A 22,546-nucleotide genomic window follows, 5' to 3' on the forward strand; every position below is an offset into this window, starting at 1 on the left:
CGGTGTCAACATAAATTTTTGAGGGTTTTCCTCGGCTGGGCGGGGGTTTTCCTCGCTGCGGCACGCCGGCCTGAGGCGTTTAATTTTACTCGCCGTTCGGCTATCGCAAGGCGTCGATCCCGCGAAGATAGTCGTTCACCTTGGGTTCTCTCTTCAGCGTTCGCAACAGAGCATTGGCGATCAGGTCGTATCCTTCGGCGTTGGTGTGCCAGTTGTCGGCCTGCATGGTTAACTTTCCAAAAGATTCTATCGGTCTGTAGATCGTTCTTTCCTTTCTGCCCGCGACTTTAAACCCTCGGATCGCCGGCAGATCCAATCCTTCCCATTTTCCCTCTCTCCCGCTGTTGGTATAGACGTAAAAGAGGTCGGTTCCGGACGGAAACCTAGCCGCGTAAGACCATACGCGGTCTCCCGCTCTTTGATCTCCATGCGTCCCGTCGTCGTACATGCGGATCTGATTCGGTGCGTTGCCGAGCTTGGAATGGTTGCCGACAATATACATAGCCTCGGGCACCGGGTAACCTTCCGAATAGACGCGGAAAACAACTTCGACTTCGTCGTTGCCGGAGCGCGCGGAGTGTTTGTCGGGCACGAGCGCGAGTTTTTTTTCGAGTTCTTCCTCGATTTTCTTCCGCCTCTCTGCAATAAGGGCGCTGCTGTCCACGAGCGGCACCCCCTCTGCCGAGGAAATCTTTTCCAGCGCCGCTCGATACGGGTTGTTCCGCCACAATTCGTTGAAAAGCAGAATAACGCCGGCGCCGTGCTCCCGCGCTAATTTAATCATCTCGACGATGTTCTTCTCATAGTCGTTCAGGGGCACTCGGGTCCAAGCTTCAAATTGCTCGTAGTTCTGATCCCCAGGCATGTCTAAGATATCGCCGCCCCGTCCGGCATCCACGCTTGCTTTCAGTTGTTCTCCAATCGATTTCGGCTTTTCCATCAACGACCGTGTCAGGTAGCTGAGCAGCTTGTAAATCTCGCTCTTTTGCAACAGGCGAACGACTCCTATCGCTACCGTTCTCGATTCTTTATAGCCCTGCATATCCTTATCGCGGTATCCCGACACGTGCGAATCGTTCATGGCGAAGCCGATCAGCACGAGGTCGGGATCGAAGTCGAAGGCCTGCCGTTTCAGGAGCTGTAATCCTTGATAGGAGGAATAACCCATGACCCCAAGATTCAAGACCTCGAAGCTCGCCCGCGGAAAATTCCGCTCCAGCAAGGCCGTTAACTGCTGCGGATAGGCTTCGTTTTGATCCACATTCGACCCGAACGTCCAGGAATCGCCCAAGCACACGATGCGAAAAGTTCCCGGCGGTTTAACTTTGGCGAATTCCGCGGTCCTGAATCCTCGGGAATTGGTGGAAATTTCCCACCTGGGATTTCTTTTTAGTGAATCGGGAAGACGGGGAAGGAATCGGCGTTCGAGGGACCTGCGCTTCTCTTCGGTATGGCTGGGACTGTAGACATCCACGTATCGACGACGGACGTTTGGCCGATTCTTCCAGATAAAGGCCTTATCCTCTTCCAGCAGGCGGAAACTCTCCAGCCATGGAGGCACGATATACTGGTCGCCGGTAGCGTAAACCAAGGGGATGTAGGTCACCAGCCAATTTCTAGCGGAGTAGGCGAGCTTGACCGCGGCTTCAACGGCCGCGAAAAACACAACGGCGACCGCGAGACCTTTGGCGAGATCGCTGGCTCCTTTTCGTTTCAATGGCGACACTGCGTCGTCTCAGATGACCGCTTTCGATAAGGTCTGTCCGGTTCCGGCTTGACGCCCCGGCGGTTATTTCGAGCGCTTGGTAAAAAGCGAGATCAGAACCTCGATGTCAACTCCGTTTTTGGCGCCGCGGAACATATCCTCGGCTTCGATTCGGTAACCGACGTTGACAAAAAGATCCCGGTAAGTGCGGATGAGCCATGGCTTGAGCAGATAATCTTCCACTCCACCGCAGGTGTTGGCGACGAGAAGCCGTCCTCCTTCGCGAGTGGCGGCCAAGAGCTGGACGGCAAGCCAGCCCACATCGAAAAACGAATAGAGCCAGCCGAGGTAGTACACCGTCTCGCTCATCACAACGAGGTCCCAAGGTCCCTCCGCCTTCGGGTCGTACTCCATGATGTTGGTCACTCGGAAATCGATGGGCGGCGCGGCGCACGCCGCGCGCGCGCGAGCGATGGCGGTGGGCGATATGTCCAGCGCGACCACTCGATCCGCGGCGCCGGCGAGGAGCTGGCTGAAGCAGCCGTTCCCGCAGCCGATCTCCAGCGCCCGCTCGTAGCGTCGTCCGGCGATCATTTCGAGCTGCCGCGCGTATTTGGCCTGCTCGAACTCGGAGCTTTCGAGGTGCCATGGATCGCCGCGCTTCCACAGCTCTTCGAAAAAAGCCTCGGCCTTCCGATCGATCGCTTCTCTCTCCGCAGCCATCAGGACTCCATATTAGGGTGCGAGGTGAAACAGGACCAGGCGTTCATTAGAGCCGGCCAGCCAAACACGGCAAACGATCGAGGCGTGGGGCCGATCGCTCTTAAAAGTTCTCGCCGCTGGATTTTCCGATTTAGATGGCTGCGCCATGAACCATGCTCCCTCTACGTCGCGGCATTCGGGCTTTGTGTCCCCAGTTCGAAGATGACCAGGCGGTCATTGGCGAGCGCGCGACGGCCGCGCGATTGCAGGTAGTTGTGCAACTCGGGATAATATTCCAGCCACCAGAACGCCTGGCGCGTGAAGACCATAAATCCGACGCCCATCTCCCGCAGCCGCTCGATTTCGCGGATCGCGCTCGTGCCGTCCGGCGGCGGACCCCAGTATTCTCCATTTTGTTCCGGAAAGGGGAGGGGACGGCGGCCCGCGGCGAGCAGGTTGCCGAAGGCGCCCTCGTCCACGAGGATGAAAAGTTCGTCCGGCCCGATCGCCGCCGCGATGTCGCGCGTCGTCAGCTTCAGCGAGTCGACGAAAGTTTCCGCGCTTTCGATCGGCCGGTGCTCGGCGACTTCCAACGACATCGCCAGATCGAACTGCCGGTCGATCCTGAAAGGCTTTTCCAGGTCGAACGATGAAACCTGTTTTTCCGGAATCTCGAGCAAGGCTTTGTCCACCCAGGCGCCGTCGACGCCGAAAACGTCTTCCACGCCGTCCTCTTTGAAGACCGAGAGCCACGTTCCCACGCCGCAGCCGATATCGATGACGCTTTTGGGCTGAATCAAATCCAAAACCAGCGGGACGATTTCTTCCGCCGATCTCAGCGAGTCCGGCGCTTGTTTCCGGTAGAAATCGCTCGTGTACGGTCTCTCGGCCGCCGGTTTTACTTCGGACATGATTCCCTTCCTAGGCCGTTCCCAGCGTCGCCGCGGCCGAACCGTTCGACCGAACCGTTGCCGAATCCATCGCGCTCTCGATCATGCGTCCCAACACTTTCCGCGCGTCGAAATATTCTTCGGCCATTTCTCGCGCGGCGCGGCAGTGAAACGCGTAACGCCGGTCGATCTCCTCGATGCCGGCTTTTGCCTCATCGGGATTTTTGAACGCAACGACGCCTGCGCCGGTCCTGAGCCAATCGGAAAAGCCGGTATCCTGGACGACAAGGGGACGCCCGCTCGCAAGATAACCGGCGCTGCGTTCGCTGAACCAGCCGCAATGGGTCGTCACGTAACCGTGCTTGGCGACGGAAAACTCGGCTTTCGAGTTTCTCAGGTATTCCTGGTAACGCTGCGGATCCCGCGTAGTCGCGACCGGATCGACGATGCGCCACCCGCCCGCGACGAGGCACTGCCGAATTGTTTCCGGCACTTTCACCGCGATCTCCATCGGTACGCCGATCTCCCGCGGCAATGAGAAAAACGCCTCGAACTCGCGCTCCTTCTGGCCGTAGATGCGCCCTTCGTAGCACCGGTCGCCGAGTGGAGACCAGTTCATAACCGTCGTGAACGGCGCGCATCGATCGCCTGGAGTCACAGGCCAGAGATCGAGCACGATCGGCTGACGGGTAGGGGGCCAGCGCGCGCCCGCGGCGGGCATCTCGCATCCGGGCTGGTGAACGTTCTCGCCGTAGGTAAATAAAACGTCATAGCGGGAGAACGGTCCACCCAGTCCGTGCGCCCCGATTTGCGTAAAGACCGGGTCCGTCCCTACCAACGCGCGGCGCCGGCACGCCTCCAGCTCCGGAATCCAGTTGATGTTGCTGAGATTGAAGTAGATATCCGACTCGCGGCAACGCTCGGCCAAGCTTTCGCGCGCCATGCCGTAGCTCTTTCCATCCTCCGCGAGATAACACCAGGATCGATCCAGGCCGTGCGGTCTCAACAATTTCTCCAGGTAGGCGATCCCGTAGCTCGGGTCCCGGGTCATGATGTTTCGCTCCGGGTCGAAACACGAGTTCTGCCGTACTCTTCGAAGAAAGTGACCTGGTGCCCCAGCCGTTTGAGACCGATCAGGTATTGCAGGTGATGCCAGCTATGGCCGCCGAGAGGATAGCGGACGAGGTCGCCCGAGCATACGATCTTAAGTCCCATGGATAGGCTCGTTAGAAATGTTCCGGCCCGCGAAAGATCCGTCGCCGATACCGCGGCGGCGAACCGCGCTTTCAATCAGCGCGCGTCTGCCATGCATCGCTTGAGAAACTCCAGATATCGCTCGCTGAGCGCGGAAGCGTCGCCGGGCACGGGTATGCGCAAATCTCGGGACGACGCTCCGTTTACGGTCTTAACACCCAATCCATCGAGGACACTGACCCTATCATCGACGCTTTTGGGCACGCCCACGTAGGTGACCGGGGTTCCGAATGCTATGCATGGCAGCGTGGTATGAACGCGGGACGTTATCACCAGCTCGGCTTTCATATAAGCCGTAAGGAGGCTGTGCGCGCGTCTGTATTGATCGGTGATGGCGTCGTCGTCGACTTCATCCAACGATAAGCCTCCAAGGTCATGCGAGACGAAAATGGGATTCTTGTAGATTTGCATCGCCGTCTCTTTGATTTCGTCGGACACATCGACACAATACACTCCTTGTCTTTTCCCGGCGTACCGGGGAAAAGTCAGAGTCGCGCACCCGACCAAACGAGCCGGTGCCCCGTGTCGCTCGAGAAAATCGAACGTGACGCCGTCGCGGCAGCCTATGATGCCGCACTCTTTCATTGCGCTCACGGCCTCTGTGCTTCGGCAGTGTGGCGCCAGGTGCACCCCGACATACTTGACGTCGCGAAAGTCCTTTTTGTTCGGCAGCTCCCCAACGGTCAACCAGCCGTTGGCGAGAAGGCATAGGTCGGGATGCGGCGTTAAGTGATCTCTGAGGAGAAGCTTTTTGGCTTTCACGTGCTGTAGAAGCGCCAGTGTTTGAATGTGATCTCCTAGGTTATCGGAGTAGTACGTGAAAAGCGCGAATGGAGAGGATGGCGAAAAGTCCATCAACTCTTCAAACTCTTTCATGGGAGCATCGGATCTCATTCGGCTATGACTTTCTCTTCGCTCGTCGTGTTTCCTCGACCATATGCAAACGACACGAGGTCGATGTCGAGAGAATCGAGCGCTTCCCGGACTTGCGGGTCGCACAGGACTCTGGTCTCCTGCTCGCGCTCATCCCGGTACATCGTATCCAGCTCGTTTCCGTAGCCTGGATGGCAACCCAACTCCGTCAGGCCGTCGGGAAGCGCGGCGATGATCTTCAGCAATCCCTCGACGGTGATCGCGCCGGGCAAAGGATCGCCTTCGGCGGTTTGCCCGTAAAAATCGCCGCAATAATGAACGCTCGGGCTAACGTGTCTCAGCGGCACGCCCAGCTTGCGCGCGATGTCGATCAGCACGGAGCGCGCCGGCTCGCGTTGATGGACATGCTGATGCGAGTCGATGTGTGTCGGATGCTTGCCCACGAGGCGGCGGAACGCCGCTAGCTGCTTGGCGACTTCGGTCTTGATCGCTGCGCCGTCCTCAACCGGAACCACTTCATACAGCGGCAGCCACGTTCCCTGCCGGTACGCCCATTCACCGAGATCCACGTGCAAGCCGAGGCTCAGCGCGGAATGCGCGCGCGCGTAGGCGGCGGCTTCGGCGGCCGCCGACCAGCGCGTCATGAGACTCGCGCTGGTCACGATGCCGCGCTTGCGCGCTTCGATGATGCCGCGGTTGACGCCGGGGCTTTGCCCGAAATCGTCGGCGTTGACGATGAGATATTTTCTTCCCGCCATCGTCACAATCCCAAATCTTGTAGCATTTTTGCCAGCACGGTCTCAGCCTTGAAATATTCTTCGGCGATGGCGTGCGCCGCGCGGCTGTGCTTTTCGTAATCGGAGTTTATGGCTTCGAACGCCGCCAAAATCTCCTCCATCGTATTGAATGCGAACAGGCCTTCGCCGGTCGGCAAGACCGAGCCGAAGCCGGTGTCCTGGGTGATCACCGGGCGTCCGGCCGCGAGATAGCAGGCGCTTCTTTCGCTGAACCAGCCGCTCCTCAGGCGGACGTTCAAGTCTTTGGCCACGGTGAACTCTCCGCGCGACGAGCGCACGTAATCCCGATAGCGCCATGGATCGGTGGTGAAAGCCAACGCGTCTGCCAGCTTCCATCCTTTGCATTCGAGCAAGTCGCGCTCCTCGGCGTTGAGATTGCCCACTCCGGTCGCCAGCTCGACGGGTTGGCCGTTTCGCCGCGGCAGATCGATGAACTTCAGGAACTCGTGGTGCTTGCTCCAGAAATAGGTTTCGTTTTCAAAATCGACGTCGTATCCGTCTTGCCGCCAATTCCCGACCGTGGTGAACTCTTGCCTGGCAGGCGCACCGTCGCGCCAGAGGTCGAGCAGCACCGGCTGGCGCGTTCGCGACCGGAGCCGGGGCAAGGGCGGGATGGAACACTTCGCGAGGCCGATGTTCTCTCCGTAAGTCACGCACTCGTCGTGTTCTTCGATGATCGACCAGACGTTCTCGTCTTCTTTCGCATAGGCGATCTCATGGATTCCCGGATCGGTGCCGAAATAGACGAGCCGTCCCACTTTCAACCCTTCTTCGGCGAAGCGGGTCGCTCCGGCCACATTGAAGACGGCATCGGCGCTGGCCAGCAACTCCTCGGCCTTGCGGCGGGTGAGGCCGAACCATTCTTTATCCGAATAGCTCCGCCGATAGGCCCAACGATTTTCGAGCTGAAAGCTTTCCGCGGTCCGCTTCAGGTAGGGGAGGGCGTATTCGGAATCGTTGACCGCCGTGTTGCGGACCGGATCGTACGGCCAGGCCGATGTGGACTCGAAGTAATAGGCGTCATGCCCTAGCCGCCTCAGGCCGGCTGCGATCTGCATGTGCGTCCACGCCATCCCCGCATAGGGATTGGACGCCAGCGTCCCGACCACGATAAGGCGGCGCGGTTTCATCTATAGAACCCCACTTGGGAGACGAGCTTCATAGGCGCGGAGAATCGCCTCTTTGTCAAGCCGAACGCTCTCTCGCGTTTTTTTTTGCGCCGACACTCTCACGCTACAGACTCGACCCTCGCTATGGGGCGTTTCGTTATCGTTAAGCATGGTGACTTCGAAGTGCCGGCCGAGTAGTCGTCGAAGGCTTTCCACCGAGAAGACGGTGGGCTCATCCGGAGTCGGCTCTCCGCCGATGTCGACGCTTACAAACAATGAGCCGTCCTGCTTGAGGATTCTCGAAAACTCCTTCACGGACGCCTCCGGGTCGGGCATATGATCGAGAGCGTTGCGGCAGATGACGAGATCGGCGTAGTCGTCCAACAAAGGGAGATTCTCGGCGCCGACGGACAAATATAAAGTTCGGGCGCCGGCTTCATCTTCCACCAGCATGCCGAGCTTCCGGTAGACATTGAGCAGCGGATCGACGGCGATTTTGACCGCCGCGGGAAACGCGGCGATATCGCCGGTGCAGCCGCAGCCGATCGTCACCACCGTCTTTCCCTCGATCGATTTGGCGTCCTCGCCCAAATAGCCGGTGATCTCGTCGAGCAAGAGCCGCGAGTACGCGAGCCGTTCGCTGTCATATGAGCCGCCGAATTGGTCGCGCGCGTACTTCTCGTGGTAAAGGAACCATCCGACCTCGTCCAGGTAACGGGCGTCGGTCAGATCGGGGATTTGAGGCATGTTCGTTTCCTCCCTCCCAACGCCATGCTTAGGCGGTTACGGCTACCGGCGCGATCTCGATCAGACGGCCGTTCTCAACCTCCACGCGCACGTCGCAGTTCCTGAGCATGCTCGGGCGGTGGGTGATGATGAACGTCGTCCGGCCCCGCATGAGACGGTCCATCGCCTCCATGATCAAGCTTTCGGTTTTTACGTCCACGGCGCTGGTCGGCTCGTCGAGAATAAGGATCGGCGCGTTTTTCAAAAACGCGCGCGCGAGCGCGATGCGTTGGCGCTCGCCGCCCGAGAGGCGCATGCCGCGCTCGCCGACCGCCGTATCGTATCCGTCCGGCAGACGCGCGATAAAATCGTGCGCGTTGGCGGCCTTCGCCGCGGCGACGATCTCGTCGAAGCCGGCGCCGGGATTGGCATAGGCGATGTTCTCGGCGATGCTCGTCGAGAACAGCACGGTCTCCTGCAGGACGATCGCGAACTGATTGCGGAGATCGGCCAATTTGTAGTCGCGGAGATCGACGCCGTCGAGCAAAATCCGCCCGGCGGTCGGATCGTAGAAACGGGTCAAGAGACTCACCAGCGTGCTCTTGCCGGCGCCGGTGACGCCGGTGACACCGACGCGGCTCGTCGGCGCGACTTCGAACGAAACGTCGTCGAGCACCGCGTGCCTGGAGTCGTAGGCGAACGAAACATGGGCGAACGCCACGGCGCCCGCGCTGCGCGCGAGCGCCACGGCGTCGGGTCGCTCGGCCACGTCCGGCGCTTGGTCGAGGAGCGAGAAGGCGCGCTCGGCGCTCGCCAGAGAGGCCTGCATGTGGGCCGCCATCGAGCTCAACGTCTGCAGCGGGCCGTAGAGCTGCGCGATGTAAGTCATCACCATCAAGAGGCCGCCCAACGTGAGAACGCCGGACTGAACGTGGCGCGTGCCGATGAAAAGCACCGCGGCGGTTCCCGCAGCGATCGTGAGACCGACGAGGAGCCCGAAGCCGCCCTCGGCGAAGGCGATGCGGATGCGCGCCCAGACGCTTTGGCTGGAACGGCGCACAAAGCGGTCATGCTCGCGCTCCTCCTGCCCGAACGCCCGAACGACCCGGACCGCGGCGAGCACCTCTTGGACGACGGAAATCGCGGAGCTTTGCAGTTGGTAGACCTCGTTCCACCGTTTCCTGAGTCTGTCGCGGTAAGCCCACGCGATCAGCCAGAGAACCGGGGCGATCGCCAGGGCGACGAGCGCGAGCTCGCCGTCGATGCGCCCGGCCACGTAGAGCATGCCGCAGAGCGTGAACGCCGCGGTGATGAACGGGCTCACGCCGTCGATCAGAATCCATTCGATCGCCGGCGCGTCGTATTGGATGCGATAGGTGGAATCGGTCGTGCCCCTGGTGTCGTGGTACGCGAGCGAAAGGCGCTGCGCGTGGCGAAACAGTTTGGCGCGGAAGGCGAGAACGAGTTTTTCCCCCGTGTAGGTGCGCAGCACGGCGCTCGCCGAAGTCTGGAGGTGATTCAGGAACGCGATCGCCACGACCAGAGCGGCCGAGAAAAAAAGCAGCGCGTTGCCGCCGACCGCCGCCGGCAGGACGCGCGCGAGAAGACCCGACACCGGCTGCGACCCGATGATGCTGTCGACGGCGATTTTCAGCGGCAGCGGCGTCAGGAGAACGAGCGGAGTCGACAGCAGGCTCAGGAGCAAGATAGCCGTGAGATGCGGCCAATAGGGCCGCGCTTCCGCGATCAACCGCCGGTAAATCCCGGCGGTGCCGTACCGGTGCGCGCTCATCGCGTTTCCCCGAATCCCAGCTCTTTCAGCGTGCGCGCGACGGCAGCGGTGGCGGTCGCGCAGTCCTGGAAGACGCGCAAAGAGAAAATGAGGGCCGCGCCGGCGATCGTCGCGCTCGCGAGCCAGGCGCGGTCGAGCGCCGCGCCGGCGGAAATAGTCAAAAGGCAGAGCACGAGGGCGACGACTCCGGTTGAAAAGGTCGGCCGGCAGCGGAGCCGCGCGAGCTGTTTGCCTCCGCCGTGCTCCTCGATCGCCATGCGCGCGCGGACGGCGCCGAAAACTCCGTCGCGCACCTCCAGGTCCCAGGCGTCGTAGTTGCCGCCGCGCTGAACCGACGCGCCGGAGGCTTTGAGCGCGGCTTCGACGGCATGGAGCCGCTCGGATTGAGCTTGCCAGCTTTCGCTCCAGAGAGTAAAGCAGCGCGGCCGCGGGACGGCGGCGCCGCCGACGCCGCGCTTCCGCCACGGAGTCAGATCGTAGCGCAGTCTGCCGGAAAGGCGCGCCAACGGCTGAACGAAATGCAAGAGAGCGGTCAAGCCGCGAAGCAACAAGCGCGCGATGGGAGCGCGCCGGGGGAAAGACGCGCGCGCGCCGCTGAGAAACGCCTGGACGATCGGCGCGGCCGCCGCCACCGCGAGCAGCGGCAAAACGTCGAACAAAGGCCGCCAGAGCGTGCCCAGAGCGGCCAACCAGGTCAGGGCGGCGATGACCAGGTACCACTCCGGCATCAAAGGCAGCGAGCGGATAAGTCCCGGCGCGGTCTCGTAGCGCGACTGAAACGGCGCGTTGCCCCACATCCCGTAATAAATTCGCCACGCTCTGCCGAGCACGCGCGTATGGCCGTTGCCGTACACGCGCCCGCTCCAGGTGAGATGGCCGGCCGCGTTGTATTTCTCGGGCCACTTTCTTTCCAACAGCGCCTCGGCTTTGCCGTACCCGACCTGCTGCTTCCAGTAGGCCGTGAGCGAATTGCGGCGGTGGTGCCAGACCATCGCGGCGGGACTGAAGCCCAGAGTGAAGCTTTTCTCTTGCAGCCGCCAGCAAACATCGACATCGTCGCCGGCGGCGCGAAACTGCGGATCGAAGCCGCCGATCGCCTTGAGCGCCGCTTTGCGAAAGGCCATGTTGCAGCCCGGTATATGCTCCGCTTCGCGATCTGAAACCAGCACGTGAACCGGGCCCCCCGGCGCGTGCGCGACGCAATCGGCGATCGGACCGTTGCCCGACGGCGGCACGTTGGGCCCGCCGATGCCGGCGTGATTGGAGTTCATGAAGGCGGCGGCGAGATAGGTGAGCCAGTGGGGATCGGGATAGGCGTCGTCGTCGATGTACGCGACGAGCTCTCCGGCGGCGGCGGCGAGGCCGAGATTGCGCGCGCAGCCTAACCCCTGGTTGTGCGTACTGATCACCCGAAACCCATACTCGTGCGCGATTTGAGCCGTCGAGTCGGTCGAGCCGTCGTCGACGACGATCACTTCGAAATTAGGATATTTCAAGCGGGTCAGGCCGTCGCAGCAGTCGCGGATGGTGCGCGATCCGTTATAAGAGCAAACGATCACCGAGATCAAAGGCCGATGGAGTTCCGGCGGAAACGGCACTTCGCCGAACGCGCCGCGCGCCGCCGCAAGCGCCGGTTTCGGCTTCCGCTCGCGGGTCGTGAGACCGAAATCCCAGTCTTCGATATCGTAGCCGCCGCGGTGCCACTCGTCGGTCCAGGCGAACACGAAGGCGCCGGCGGCGCCGGAGGCGAACGTGCTCCGCACCTGCCAATCGATCGAGCGCGCCTGCTCCTCCTCGCCGTGAGTCCGGCTGTCGAGACCGATCTCGGTCAAAATCAGCGGCCGGTCGCCCGAGAGATTATGCAGGCGGGCGAGGTAGGCTTCGAAGCGTTCCTGGGATTCCAGATAGACGTTGAAGCAAACGAGGTCGAGGAAGGGAAACTCCAAATATTCGGTCGTGGGAAAATTGACGTAGGTGACGAGGCCGCCGGGATCTTCGGCCTTGGCCGCGCGATAGAGCCGGTGGACGAAACGCTCCACTTTCCGACAGCCGTGCCAGCGCACGATCGGCGCCGGAATCTCGTTGCCGATCGAGTAGAAGAGAACGGCCGGGTGACCGGCCAGGCCGCCGACGGCGGCGCGAACGCGCCGTTCGATGTCCCGGCAGCGCTTTGGGTCGTCGAGAAAAGCGACGTGTTGCTCCCACGGTATGCCGATCATGACGCGGAGCCCGTGCTGCTCGGCGGCGTCGAGAAGCCACCGCGGCGGCACGGTGTATATGCGCACGGCGTTGAAACCGTTGGCCGCGATCTCGGTGAAATCACGTTCGACGAGCTTCGGGTCGAAGAACTCGTTGCCGCCGGCATCCGGGCGGAACGTGCCGTAGGTCACGCCTCTCACCCAGAACTTTTCATTGCCGACGAAGATGAATTTGCCGGCGGCTTTAGGCCGCAAAGCGCGGAGGCCCTGGAGCGCAACGGCAGGATCGCGGCCATTTTGCCCATGACCGTTGATCGGATTCGCGTGCGGCGAGCGCAATTCCCTGCCGATTCGAGCGGGGAGTTTGCCGAGAGGCCGCTCGGCTTCTTTCACTGGAGGTGTAATCAAAGTATTCGCTCAAAAAGGACGATTCCGAACGTCGGGGGCCGCAAGCTCCTGAACGAGAAATATTGTAGGGGTACGACTCCGAGAGGCAATCGAGTAAATACCTGAGTCTCGCGGTGCCGACTGTAAAAGCTTAGACGCCCGCGCGCCGTCCTTTATTCATCTATTCATCATCGCGCCGAGGTTATTTTTTTATCGAACGTCCGCGGAATCTTCGGCCTTGCCGATGAAATTATTTCCTGGTATAAGATTTCATGTTTGCTCAGAGCGGCTTTGATCGCCGAAAAAACCCAGGCCGAGGTCTGGGTTTTTTTTTACCCGGTCATGGAGGTGAGCCATGTTTGATCAAGAGATCCTCCCCGTTGGCTTGACCTTTGACGACGTGCTTCTCGTGCCCGCCGAGTCCGCCGTGTTGCCGCGCGACACCGACATCAAAACGCGCTTGACCGAACGGATCGAGTTGAACATCCCGTTGCTCAGCTCGGCCATGGACACGGTGACGGAATCGCGCACCGCGATCGCGATGGCTCAAGAGGGAGGCATGGGCTTCATCCACCGCAACATGACGGTGGCGGCGCAGGCGGCCCAGGTCGAGAAGGTAAAAAAGTTCGAGAGCGGCATGATCACCGACCCGATCACCGTGCGCCCGGACCAGATGATCGCCGAGGCGAGAGAGATCATGCACAAGTACGGCATCTCGGGTCTGCCGGTGACTCAGAACGGACGGCTCGTCGGCATTTTGACCAACCGCGATCTGCGTTTCGAAAAGCGGCTCGACCGTCCGGTTTCGGAAGTCATGACCAAAGAGAATCTCGTCACCGCGCGGCCGGGCGTCGATCTCGACGAGGCCAAGGAGATACTCCACCGCCACCGGATCGAAAAGCTACTGGTCGTCGATGAAAAATTTCACCTCAAGGGATTGATCACGGTCAAAGATATCGAGAAGAAAACCCAGTTTCCCTCCGCTTGCAAGGACGCGGGAGGACGGTTGCGCGTCGGAGCCGCGGTCGGCGTCGGACCGGATTCGGAAGAAAGAGTGGAGGCGTTGGTCAAGGCCGGCGTGGACGTGATCGTGGTGGACACGGCGCACGGACACTCGAAGAACGTCCTCGACAGCGTGCGCTTCATCCGCCGCCGCCATCCCGATCTCAATCTCCTCGCCGGCAACGTCGCGACCGAAGAAGGAACCTCCGCTCTCATCGAAGCCGGCGTCAACGGCGTAAAAGTCGGAGTCGGTCCCGGCTCGATCTGCACCACGCGCGTGGTGTCGGGAGTCGGCGTGCCGCAGATCACGGCGATCGCGAGCTGCGCCAAGGCCGCAGCGCGCCACAACACGCCGGTCATTTCGGACGGCGGCATCAAATATTCCGGCGACATCACCAAGGCCCTGGCCGCCGGCGCCCATACCGTGATGATCGGGAGCCTCTTCGCCGGCACCGAGGAGAGTCCCGGCGAAACTATTCTCTATCAGGGAAGAACTTACAAAGTTTATCGCGGCATGGGTTCTCTGGGCGCGATGAAAGAGGGCAGCAAAGACCGCTACGGCCAGGGCGACGTCGACGAAGAAGCGAAGCTGGTGCCGGAAGGAATCGAGGGCCAGGTTCCTTACAAAGGATCTCTTTCCTTCAACATCCATCAGCTCGTCGGCGGGCTCCGCGCCGGGATGGGTTATCTCGGCTGCCGCACGGTCGCAGAGCTAAGAGCTAAGGCGCGCTTCATCCGGATTACTATGGCCGGACTCAAGGAAGGGCACGTCCACGACGTGTTCATCACCAAAGAAGCGCCGAATTATCGGGCGTAAAAACGTGACTCGTGTTCGTGTCTCGTGCTCGTGGAAAATTCATATGACGGGTACCTGACGATCACGAACACGATCACGATCACGAAATGATCCTCATTCTCGATTTCGGGTCGCAGTACACGCAGTTGATCGCGCGGCGGGTGCGCGAGGCCAAAGTTTACTGCGAGATCCATCCGTTCAATCTATCGTTGGAAAAAATCCGCGCGCTCAAACCGAAGGGTATTATTCTCTCCGGCGGGCCGGCGAGCGTCTATCAGCACGACGCGCCCAAAGTCGAGGCGCCGCTCTTCGCTCTCGACGTTCCTTTTTTGGGCATCTGCTACGGCATGGGCATGATCAATCTGGCCGCCGGCGGCGAAGTCGCGCGGGCGGAGCGGCGCGAATACGGTCCGGCGGACCTCGTGATCGACGATGACTCCGATCTGTTTTACGGTTTTTCGTCGAGCGGTCCGGCGCGCGTCTGGATGAGCCACGGCGACAAGATGAGCGCGGCGCCGAAAGGCTGGCGCATCCTGGCGCACAGCCAGAATTCCCCCATCGCCGCCTTCGCCGACCCCGAGCGGCGCCGTTTCGGCGTGCAGTTCCATCCGGAGGTGGTGCACACGCCGCGCGGGCAGGAGGTGCTTAAAAATTTTCTCTTTCGCGTCTGCGGCGCCGAGCCGGACTGGACCATGGGACATTTCATCGGGACTTCGGTCCAGAAAATCCGCGAACGGGTGGGGGATGGGCGCGTCGTCTGCGCGCTCAGCGGCGGCGTGGACTCCAGCGTCGTCGCGACGCTCGTCCACCGGGCGATCGGCGACCGCCTGGCCTGCATTTTCGTCAACAATGGTTTGCTCCGGCGCGGCGAGGCCGCGCACGTCGCGCGCCTGTTTGCCGAGCGGTTTGGCCGCGGCTTTCACCACGTAAACGCCACGGAGAAATTTCTCTCCGGCTTAAAGGGCGTCGAAGATCCCGAGCAGAAACGTAAGATCATCGGCCGGCTTTTCATCGAAGTCTTCGAAGAGGAAGCCAAAAAGCTCGGCGCGGTAAGATTTCTCGCGCAAGGAACGCTTTACCCCGACGTGATCGAGTCGGTCTCGGTCGGCGGCCCGTCGGCGACGATCAAGAGCCATCACAACGTCGGCGGCCTCCCTCCCAACATGGAGTTCAAGCTGATCGAGCCGCTGCGCGAGCTGTTTAAAGACGAAGTGCGACGTCTGGGCGAGGAGCTGGGTCTGCCGCGCGAGCTGATCCAGCGCCAGCCTTTTCCCGGACCGGGGCTCGCGATCCGCGTTCTTGGCGAGGTTACGGCAGAGCGGCTCGAAATCCTCCGCGCCGCCGACGTGATCGTCCTCGAAGAGATCAAGCGGGCCGGACTTTACGAGGAAGTGTGGCAGTCGTTCGCGATTCTGCTGCCGATTCGGACCGTCGGCGTGGTTGGCGACGAGCGCAGCTACGAACACGTCGTCGCGCTCCGCGTCGTCGAGAGCGACGACGGCATGACGGCCGATTGGGTGCCGCTTCAGCCGGATCTGCTGACAAAAATCTCCAACCGCATCACCAACGAAGTGCGCGGCGTCAACCGCGTCGTCTACGACATCTCCTCGAAACCCCCCGCGACGATCGAGTGGGAGTGAGGCGGTTGTCTCATTCGGTGCGCCCGCCCATGGCTTTAACGACGGCAGAAAAATATCCGTTCATCATGGCGCTTCGTTCATTCGCGAAGCGCCATCAATTAATCGGCGCGCTGGCGAAAAAAAGCCTCCGATTAACGGGCCGGCTGTTTCAGAAGCGCGCCATCCAACGCTATCTCGCCGGCCATCCGATCAAAAAGCTTCAGCTCGGCGCGCAGATCAACGCGCTTCCCGGCTGGCTCAACACCGATCTCTTTCCCCAGACTCCCGACATCGTTTATCTGGACGCGACGAAACATTTTCCATTCGCCGACGGGACCTTCGATTATATTTTCACCGAGCACCACCTGGAGCATTTATCTTTCGTGGACGGCCGATTCATGCTCAAAGAATGCTTCCGGGTCATGAAGCGGGGCGGGCGCATCCGGATCTCGGTTCCGTCGCTCGATGTCCTCATCCAACTATTTACCGCGCCGGACACGCCGGAGAAGCGTCGGTACATTCAGTCCGTGGGCGAGGCCTGTTTTGCCGGCGCCGGTCCGTACAACGCATGTTTCGCCATGAACGCGGCGGTTTTCCATTGGGGCCACCGCTTCTTGTACGATCGAGCCACGTTGACGCAAGTGTTGGAAAGCGTCGGCTTCGCCGATGTGCGGGGATTCGATCCTCTCGCCAGCGACGATCCCCATCTTCGGAGCCTGGAATGCCGCAACGCCGGCAACGCCAAATTCGAGACCCTGGTGCTGGAGGCCGAGCGCCCCGCCTGAGCCTGTCGGCCACCCACCCACGCGAGATTTTGATTGACATAACAGTTCGTAATCGGATAAATCGTATAGTGATACGAGACAGCCTGCCACGGGTTGTCGGAGGTGTTTTTGAGTTCGCAGTGGCTCAACCTTAAAAGCGAATCGCTGTTAGAACATTTCGGCCTCACCCGGGAACCTTTCAACATTACGCCGGACCCGAGCTTCCTCTATCTGGGCGCAAGCCACCAGCAGGCGCTCGTCCGTCTGCTGTACGGGATCAACGCGCGCAAAGGTTTTATCGTGCTCACGGGAGAAGTCGGCACCGGCAAGACGACGTTGCTCCATTGCCTGCTGCAGGAGCTGAAGAAAAGGAACACTCAAAGCACGCTGATCGTCAACACGGTCAGTCATTCGAAAGACCTCTTGCGAGACGTTTGCGAAGACCTGGGGTTTACCGCGTTTCAGGAAGACCGGCAGAACATCCACACCTATCTCAAATTGCTGAACCAGCTCCTCTTGGAGTCGTATCACAAAGGCAAGAACGTCACCTTGATCATCGACGAGGCGCAGAATCTTTCCGCCAGGGTGCTGGAAAATATCCGGCTCATGTCCAACTTCGAGACCTCGGAGGACAAGCTCTTGCAGATCGTGCTCGCGGGCCAACCCGAGCTGGCGCACCGGCTGAATGCGCCGGAGCTGCGCCAGCTCAAGCAACGAATCGTGCTCTACCTTCAATTAAAGCCGCTGAATTTCGGCGAGTGCGCGGAATATATCGCTACGCGCCTGGAGATTGCGGGCGTGAGTCGTCCGATATTTACCTCCGAGGCCCTGGAAGCGGTTTACAGTTACTCAGGCGGCCTGCCGCGGCTCATCAACATCCTATGCGACAACGGACTCCTGGCGGCCTACTCCTCGGGCAGCAGGAGAGTCAGGGCGGATATGATCCGGGAGGTCGCCGAGGAACGCTCGCTCACGGTCCAGTCCGAAGAAGCTCCGCGCATGAAGCTCGCCGCTTCCATGGGGTTCGAGCGGTCGCGACCTTCCGGACTGGCGCCACGGATCAGGAGGCTGGGTATGATCGTCGACGATGACGTGCCGGCGGAGGAATCTCCCGCCCCGCCGCCTTCCGGCGACGACTTTACGGTTTTTACCGCCGGCGCGGTGGTGACGGACGAACCCGCGGCGGCCGATTCGATGGAAGCTGAAGAGGAGCGGCCTGTCGAACCGCCGGCGCGGGAAGACGGCGAGACCCTTGGTGGCGCCGAAGAGGTCGAGGCCGAGTTTCGCGTCGCGTCTTCGGTCAAAGAGTTCACCGTGTTCACTGCCGGCGCGGTTGCCGACGAGCCGGCCGGATTGACGGAGACAACGGAAATCGAAATGGAAAGGGCGTTCGAAAGCCGGGCGGCGGAAAACGGCGGGCCGGCTGATCCCAGAGGCCGGGACGAGATCTTTGACTTCCGTATCGACGATCCCCCGCTCGATGAGTTCGCGGCGTTTCCCGCCGGAGAAGCGGCGCAGCCATCGACGAACGCGCCTCAGGATGTCGCGCCGGCCTGGTTCCTCGATTCCCTGATCGGCTCGCTTACGGAAGCGATGGGACCGATGGCGCCTTTCGTCGTTCGCGATCGGGTCTCCGCCCTCGGCGAAGAGCTGGAAACTTTTCCCAGGTCGCGGCTCGCGGAGCTGGTGGAGTCGGCGAGCGGAGAGATTTTGGAAGAGTCGCCTAAGATTCGCTTTCAACAAATGATGTCCAAGGAGATCGAAACGATGAATTCCGCCAAGGAGGAAAAATGACTCAGCCGTCGGCGTCCGTGGAGAGTCGCAGCCTGCCGATCAGCGTGCGCGAGGGCGCGCGCCGGATCGGCTTGATGGGAAAGATCGTGGGCACGCTTGCGGGCGTGATCGTGCTCTTCGGCCTGTTGGTTTTGGGCGTGGTGTATCATCTCACCGGCCGCGCGCTGCGGGCGCAGCTCGACCAACGAGCCTTGGCCATCGTCACCACCTTGGGCGACGCGGCCGGCGGACACGTGATCGCCAGGAATTCCCTGGAGCTGCATGCGTTAGTCACAAAGTACGCCCTCCTCGACGGCGTCGCGTACGCCGTTATTCGCGACGGCAAAGGCGAGATCATGGCGCAGAGCATGGCGGCTCTTCCGGCGGAGCTGAGAGAATCGGTTTCTCTCGACGCGCGCCGGCAGGCGCAGCGGCGCGAATTGATTCTTAGGGGAAAGGCGGTCTACGAGACCCGCGTGCCGATACTCGGCGGACAGGCGGGAACCGCCCACATAGGCGTCTGGGGCGACGGCGTGGAGGGAGAAATTCGCCGCGCTCTGCTTCCACTCGCGGGAATCGTCGTCGCTTTGCTGTTGGCCGGCGTGGCGCTCTCCGCTCTCCTCGCCCGCGGGATCGTCCGTCCCATCCTCCTCTTGACGCAAGTCGCCGACAAGATCAGCAAGGGCGATTTGGAAACGCCCGTCGGCGTCGAAACGCGCGACGAGATCGGAGATCTCGCCCGGTCGCTGGGCCGGATGCGCGCCAGCTTGAAAGCGGCGATGGTGCGGCTCAATCAGAGCCGCAATCCCGATCACATAGCCAAAGAGTAAGGAGAAGAAAAATGAATCGAACGTATCACAAACAGAGCCGCAAATTTTGCTTTCGCCGCGGCATTTTTTTGCTGGCGATCGTCGGGTTCGTCATCGCGGCCACCGAAGGACGGGCGCCGGCGCAAACGCGTAAGAGCGTGACCATCGTCTACGCCGGATTATCGGGCAACCAGGCGCCCGGCTGGGTCGCGTACGAAGCGGGCTTCTTTCGCAAACACGGCCTGGATGTCCAGCTCGTTCACGTCGTCGGAGGACCCAGGGCCGTTCAGGTGCTGACTTCCGGGTCCGCGGTCGCGGCCCAGGTTTCCGGGCTGCCGATCATTCAGAGCAGTCTCCAGGGGGCGGACATCGTCTTCATCGCCGGCATTCTCAACACGCTCAACTATCAATTTATCGTGGACAAAAGCATTCAGAAGCCCGACGACCTGAAGGGCAAGGCGGTGGCGGTGAGCCGCGCCGGCAGCTCTTCGGACTTCGCGACGCGCTTCGCCCTGGATCGGTACGGCTTGATTCCGGGGAAGGACGTGAGCTTACTGGAGATCGGCAGCCAGCCCGACCGTTTCGCCGCGCTCGAGTCGGGAAAAATTCAGGGCGTCATGGTCGAAGTGCCGCTCACGCTGAAAGCGAAGAAGATGGGATTCCGAGTCCTGGCCGATCTTCAGATGCTGGGCCTCGAGTATCAGGCGACGGGCATCGCCGTCACGAAGGCGATGATCAAATCCAACCCGGACCTGATCCGTAGCATCATGAAGGCTTACGTCGAAGCGATCCACTACTACAAAACCCATCCCAAGGAGTCCATTGCGATTCTTCAGAAGTATTTGAAGACGGACGACATGGAAGCCTTGAAGGAGACTTATGAGGCGATCGGGCTCACGCTCATCCCCGAGAAGCCGTATCCGACGCTGCGGGGCGTTCAGATGATGTTGACCGAGATCGGCGCCAAGGATCCCAAAGCGCAGGCGGCAAAGCCGGAACAGTTTGTCGATTTGAGCTTTGTGAAAGAGCTGGACGGTTTTGTCGACGGGCTGTATAAGGCGAGGCCGGCCGCCGCGTCGGCCGAGGGAGAGAAGCCGGCGCCCGCGGCGGCAAAGGAGAGGGTTGCGTCGGCCAAACCCGCGCCGGCGGCGCCGGAAAAGGCAAAGTCGGCGCCCGTCGCCAAAGCTTCGCCGCCTCAAGGCTCCAAGAGCGAGGCGCAGGAATATACCATTCAACCGGGGGATACTCTGAGCCACCTGGCGAAAAGATATTACGGCGATATGCTCAAGTGGCCCAAAATATTCGAGGCCAACAAACAGACGGTAAAAAATCCCCACTATATCTACATCGGCCAGAAGCTCATCATTCCCGGCGACGCTTAAGAGCTTGACCCGCCGGCACCTCCTCCCTGGACGCGCGGAAAGTGTTCGGCGTCTTGGTGCGCGCTGATCGATTGAGGAGGCGGAGTTGCCGCAAAGCTATCTCAGACGAATCCTGAACGCGCGCGTGTACGAGGTCGCGCGCGAAACCCCGCTCGATTACGCGCCCGTGCTCTCGGAGCGCTTCGGCAATCACGTTTGGCTCAAGCGCGAGGACCTGCAGCCGGTCTTTTCCTTCAAGTGCCGGGGCGCGTTCAATAAGATGGTCCGCCTTGGGCGGACCGCGCTCGCGCGCGGCGTCATCGCGTCCTCCGCCGGCAATCACGCGCAGGGAGTCGCGCTCGCGGCGCGCCGGCTCGGCGCGCGCGCGACGATCGTGATGCCGCGCACCACGCCGCAAATCAAAGTGGACGCGGTGACGGCGCTCGGCGCCAAAATCGTTCTCATCGGCGACCACTATGACGCCGCGTATGTCCATGCGCTGAAGCTTGCCCGCGCGAAGCGTCTTTCCTTCGTCCATCCCTACGACGATCCCGACGTGATCGCCGGGCAGGGAACGATCGGGTTGGAAATCCTCAAGCAGCATACGCGCGAGCTGGACGCGATCTTCGTGCCGGTCGGCGGCGGCGGCCTCATCGCCGGCATCGCGGCTTACGTGAAGCAAATCCGGCCGGACGTGAAGATCATCGGCGTGGAGCCGGAGGATGCGGATGCAATGTATCGCTCGCTTCGGAGCGGCCGGCGCGTCCTTCTCGACCACGCCGGCGCCTTCGCCGACGGCGTCGCCGTAAGGCAGGTCGGCCGCGAGACGCTGAGACTCTGCCGCCGATTGGTGGATAAGATCGTGCTGGTCTCGAACGACGAGATCTGCGGCGCGATGAAAGACGTCTACGAAGACTGCCGCTTGATCCTGGAGCCCGCCGGAGCGCTGTCGATCGCGGGACTCGGACGATACTGCGAGCGCGCGCGCTGGCGCGGCCGCAATCTCATCGCCGTCGCTTCGGGCGCCAACGTCAACTTCGACCGGTTGCGTTACGTCGCCGAGCGCGCCGACATCGGCGAGCGGCGCGAGGCGATCTTCGCCGTGACGATCCCCGAGCGGCCCGGCGCGCTCAGGCGCTTCTGCGCGATCCTCGGCGATCACAACATCACCGAGTTCAACTACCGTTACGCCGATCCGAGCCGGGCGCGCATCTTCGTCGGCGTTCAGGTGCGGGACTTTTCCGAGATCGGCCGGATCGGCGCGGCGCTCAGACGCCGCGGCTACCCGACGCTCGACATGACCGACAACGAGATGGCGAAGCTGCACGCCCGCTACATGGTCGGCGGCCGCGCGCCCAACGCGGTCGACGAAATTCTCTATCGCTTCGAGTTTCCCGAGCGGCCCGGCGCGCTCAAGAATTTTCTCGATCAGATGGGCGGGCGGTGGAACATCACGCTGTTTCACTACCGCTCTCACGGCGCCGATTACGGCCGCGTGCTGGTGGGCATGCAGGTGCCGCGCCGCGACCAGAAAGCGTTCCAGAAGTTCCTGGACAGCCTCGGATATGAGTGCGTTGAAGAGACCGCTAATCCGGCGTACAGACTCTTCCTCAGTTAGGCCGGTTGAAGCGCCCTATGCCAACCGCCCGCCCGCGAGTCTCTCTCCGGGCCGATGCGATACGTCTGTGTAATGCGGCACGAGTGTTCTAAGAGTAATACTGAATGAAGTACGCTTGATGCGCCTCGTCCCACGCATCGGCTCTTCGAGAAACCCACGGGCGGGCGGTTGAGATCGTTGCGCTCGTCCCGCGTCATTTTATTTATTTCCGCGCGACGATGACCACGCCGCTCTGAGCCTATTCACCTTGAAATCCGTCCGATTAACCGGTTAATAAACTCTAATTACATGGCAACGAACGATCCCGACCTCTCCGCGCTGCGGATCGATAGAGCCAAGCCGGCTGGGTTCTCCAGAAAATCGAGAGTCGC

The 22,546-nt window shown here is 61.2% G+C and carries 18 protein-coding genes; 7 read left to right on the forward strand and 11 right to left on the reverse strand.

The features are described 5' to 3' along the window. Positions 1-100 precede the first annotated feature (100 nt). The 11 genes from VGL70_03320 to VGL70_03370 all read right to left on the reverse strand — a co-directional run bounded on the left by VGL70_03320 (position 101) and on the right by VGL70_03370 (position 12,454). Positions 101-1,717, reverse strand: a complete 1,617-nt coding sequence (locus tag VGL70_03320) for a GDSL-type esterase/lipase family protein (protein ID HEY3302549.1) — start codon at positions 1,715-1,717, stop codon at positions 101-103. Positions 1,718-1,789: 72 nt separating this feature from the next. Then, positions 1,790-2,428, reverse strand: coding sequence for an SAM-dependent methyltransferase (locus VGL70_03325; GenBank protein ID HEY3302550.1), 639 nt, complete (start codon positions 2,426-2,428; stop codon positions 1,790-1,792). A 161-nt stretch (positions 2,429-2,589) separates the two neighbouring features. After that, positions 2,590-3,318 (reverse strand): methyltransferase domain-containing protein, encoded by a 729-nt coding sequence (locus tag VGL70_03330; protein HEY3302551.1) that lies wholly within the window; start codon positions 3,316-3,318, stop codon positions 2,590-2,592. Positions 3,319-3,328: 10 nt separating this feature from the next. Beyond that, positions 3,329-4,348 (reverse strand): hypothetical protein, encoded by a 1,020-nt coding sequence (locus tag VGL70_03335; GenBank protein HEY3302552.1) that lies wholly within the window; start codon positions 4,346-4,348, stop codon positions 3,329-3,331. After that, complete coding sequence (locus tag VGL70_03340) at positions 4,345-4,512, reverse strand: hypothetical protein (protein ID HEY3302553.1); 168 nt, start codon at positions 4,510-4,512, stop codon at positions 4,345-4,347. The genes VGL70_03335 and VGL70_03340 overlap by 4 nt, the downstream gene beginning before the upstream one ends. Before the next feature lie 75 nt (positions 4,513-4,587). Next, positions 4,588-5,427, reverse strand: a complete 840-nt coding sequence (locus VGL70_03345) for a polysaccharide pyruvyl transferase family protein (protein HEY3302554.1) — start codon at positions 5,425-5,427, stop codon at positions 4,588-4,590. Between the two features lie 14 nt (positions 5,428-5,441). Then, positions 5,442-6,182: a ChbG/HpnK family deacetylase gene (locus tag VGL70_03350; protein ID HEY3302555.1), complete on the reverse strand. Its 741-nt coding sequence runs from the start codon at positions 6,180-6,182 to the stop codon at positions 5,442-5,444. Positions 6,183-6,184: 2 nt separating this feature from the next. Further along, positions 6,185-7,351: a hypothetical protein gene (locus tag VGL70_03355; protein ID HEY3302556.1), complete on the reverse strand. Its 1,167-nt coding sequence runs from the start codon at positions 7,349-7,351 to the stop codon at positions 6,185-6,187. Next, entirely contained in the window at positions 7,352-8,077 is a 726-nt protein-coding gene (locus tag VGL70_03360) for a methyltransferase domain-containing protein (GenBank protein HEY3302557.1), read from the reverse strand. 28 nt (positions 8,078-8,105) lie between these two features. Beyond that, positions 8,106-9,848: an ABC transporter ATP-binding protein gene (locus VGL70_03365; GenBank protein ID HEY3302558.1), complete on the reverse strand. Its 1,743-nt coding sequence runs from the start codon at positions 9,846-9,848 to the stop codon at positions 8,106-8,108. Then, positions 9,845-12,454, reverse strand: coding sequence for a glycosyltransferase (locus VGL70_03370; protein HEY3302559.1), 2,610 nt, complete (start codon positions 12,452-12,454; stop codon positions 9,845-9,847). The genes VGL70_03365 and VGL70_03370 overlap by 4 nt, the downstream gene beginning before the upstream one ends. A gap of 334 nt (positions 12,455-12,788) precedes the next feature. Between VGL70_03370 and guaB the strand changes: the two genes are divergently transcribed. The 7 genes from guaB (at position 12,789) to ilvA (ending at position 22,175) form a co-directional block, all read left to right on the forward strand. Next, positions 12,789-14,252: an IMP dehydrogenase gene (gene guaB, locus VGL70_03375; GenBank protein ID HEY3302560.1), complete on the forward strand. Its 1,464-nt coding sequence runs from the start codon at positions 12,789-12,791 to the stop codon at positions 14,250-14,252. 86 nt (positions 14,253-14,338) lie between these two features. Then, positions 14,339-15,871, forward strand: coding sequence for a glutamine-hydrolyzing GMP synthase (gene guaA / locus VGL70_03380; protein ID HEY3302561.1), 1,533 nt, complete (start codon positions 14,339-14,341; stop codon positions 15,869-15,871). Between the two features lie 29 nt (positions 15,872-15,900). Then, positions 15,901-16,635 (forward strand): methyltransferase domain-containing protein, encoded by a 735-nt coding sequence (locus VGL70_03385; protein ID HEY3302562.1) that lies wholly within the window; start codon positions 15,901-15,903, stop codon positions 16,633-16,635. Between the two features lie 108 nt (positions 16,636-16,743). Continuing rightward, on the forward strand, positions 16,744-18,408 hold the full coding sequence (locus VGL70_03390; GenBank protein HEY3302563.1) for an AAA family ATPase: 1,665 nt from the start codon (positions 16,744-16,746) through the stop codon (positions 18,406-18,408). Then, positions 18,405-19,217, forward strand: coding sequence for a HAMP domain-containing protein (locus VGL70_03395; GenBank protein HEY3302564.1), 813 nt, complete (start codon positions 18,405-18,407; stop codon positions 19,215-19,217). The genes VGL70_03390 and VGL70_03395 overlap by 4 nt, the downstream gene beginning before the upstream one ends. 11 nt (positions 19,218-19,228) lie before the next feature. Then, positions 19,229-20,578, forward strand: a complete 1,350-nt coding sequence (locus tag VGL70_03400) for an ABC transporter substrate-binding protein (protein ID HEY3302565.1) — start codon at positions 19,229-19,231, stop codon at positions 20,576-20,578. A gap of 85 nt (positions 20,579-20,663) precedes the next feature. Next, positions 20,664-22,175 (forward strand): threonine ammonia-lyase, biosynthetic, encoded by a 1,512-nt coding sequence (ilvA, locus tag VGL70_03405; GenBank protein ID HEY3302566.1) that lies wholly within the window; start codon positions 20,664-20,666, stop codon positions 22,173-22,175. The last annotated feature ends 371 nt before the right edge of the window (positions 22,176-22,546 follow it).

Source organism: Candidatus Binatia bacterium (genome assembly GCA_036504975.1).
GTDB lineage: Bacteria > Desulfobacterota > Binatia > UBA9968 > UBA9968 > JAJPJQ01.

What these genes read in the sequence shown, in the direction of transcription:
- VGL70_03395 (HEY3302564.1), top strand. Translation starts at nt 18,405, where the DNA reads ATGACTCAGCCGTCGGCGTCCGTGGAGAGTCGCAGCCTGCCGATCAGC.
- VGL70_03340 (HEY3302553.1), bottom strand. Translation starts at nt 4,512, where the DNA reads ATGGGACTTAAGATCGTATGCTCGGGCGACCTCGTCCGCTATCCTCTC.
- guaA (HEY3302561.1), top strand. Translation starts at nt 14,339, where the DNA reads ATGATCCTCATTCTCGATTTCGGGTCGCAGTACACGCAGTTGATCGCG.
- VGL70_03365 (HEY3302558.1), bottom strand. Translation starts at nt 9,848, where the DNA reads ATGAGCGCGCACCGGTACGGCACCGCCGGGATTTACCGGCGGTTGATC.
- VGL70_03350 (HEY3302555.1), bottom strand. Translation starts at nt 6,182, where the DNA reads ATGGCGGGAAGAAAATATCTCATCGTCAACGCCGACGATTTCGGGCAA.
- VGL70_03360 (HEY3302557.1), bottom strand. Translation starts at nt 8,077, where the DNA reads ATGCCTCAAATCCCCGATCTGACCGACGCCCGTTACCTGGACGAGGTC.
- VGL70_03325 (HEY3302550.1), bottom strand. Translation starts at nt 2,428, where the DNA reads ATGGCTGCGGAGAGAGAAGCGATCGATCGGAAGGCCGAGGCTTTTTTC.
- VGL70_03385 (HEY3302562.1), top strand. Translation starts at nt 15,901, where the DNA reads ATGGCTTTAACGACGGCAGAAAAATATCCGTTCATCATGGCGCTTCGT.
- VGL70_03400 (HEY3302565.1), top strand. Translation starts at nt 19,229, where the DNA reads ATGAATCGAACGTATCACAAACAGAGCCGCAAATTTTGCTTTCGCCGC.
- VGL70_03335 (HEY3302552.1), bottom strand. Translation starts at nt 4,348, where the DNA reads ATGACCCGGGACCCGAGCTACGGGATCGCCTACCTGGAGAAATTGTTG.
- VGL70_03355 (HEY3302556.1), bottom strand. Translation starts at nt 7,351, where the DNA reads ATGAAACCGCGCCGCCTTATCGTGGTCGGGACGCTGGCGTCCAATCCC.
- guaB (HEY3302560.1), top strand. Translation starts at nt 12,789, where the DNA reads ATGTTTGATCAAGAGATCCTCCCCGTTGGCTTGACCTTTGACGACGTG.
- VGL70_03330 (HEY3302551.1), bottom strand. Translation starts at nt 3,318, where the DNA reads ATGTCCGAAGTAAAACCGGCGGCCGAGAGACCGTACACGAGCGATTTC.
- VGL70_03345 (HEY3302554.1), bottom strand. Translation starts at nt 5,427, where the DNA reads ATGAAAGAGTTTGAAGAGTTGATGGACTTTTCGCCATCCTCTCCATTC.